The sequence below is a fragment of the Desertibacillus haloalkaliphilus genome, from assembly GCF_019039105.1.
Lineage (GTDB): Bacteria > Bacillota > Bacilli > Bacillales > KJ1-10-99 > Desertibacillus > Desertibacillus haloalkaliphilus.
On the sequence record NZ_JAHPIV010000253.1, the window covers coordinates 1 to 397 of the forward strand.

At 44.3% G+C, this 397-nt stretch carries 1 protein-coding gene; it reads left to right on the forward strand.

The window, feature by feature from the left end; all coding sequences use genetic code 11:
* The coding region (locus KH400_RS21800) for a chromate transporter (protein WP_217228205.1) at window positions 1–397 on the forward strand (397 nt) is incomplete at both ends.

The following is a 397-nucleotide window of genomic DNA, read 5'->3' on the forward strand; positions in this document are numbered from 1 at the left end:
GTTTAACCTTATTTTTTGGATTGCTCATTGCCCTTCCACTTCTAAGAGAAGCAACGAACCTAAATTGGATTGCAATGTTTGATAGTTTCTATCGTGCTGGTTCGCTTGTATTTGGTGGAGGTCATGTCGTGTTGCCATTACTTGAGCGTGAATTTGTACCAGATGGTTGGCTAAGTGCAGAAGAATTCCTTGCTGGATACGGTGCAGCCCAAGCAGTTCCAGGACCTTTATTTACATTTGCAGCCTATATCGGTGCAGTCATAAATGGTTGGCAAGGCGGATTGCTAGCAACAGTTGCTATTTTCTTGCCAGCGTTTCTCCTCATTTTAGGGACATTGCCGTTTTGGAACTCGTTGCGCCGCAACCCCAAAATCAAAGGAGCTTTAATGGGAGTGAA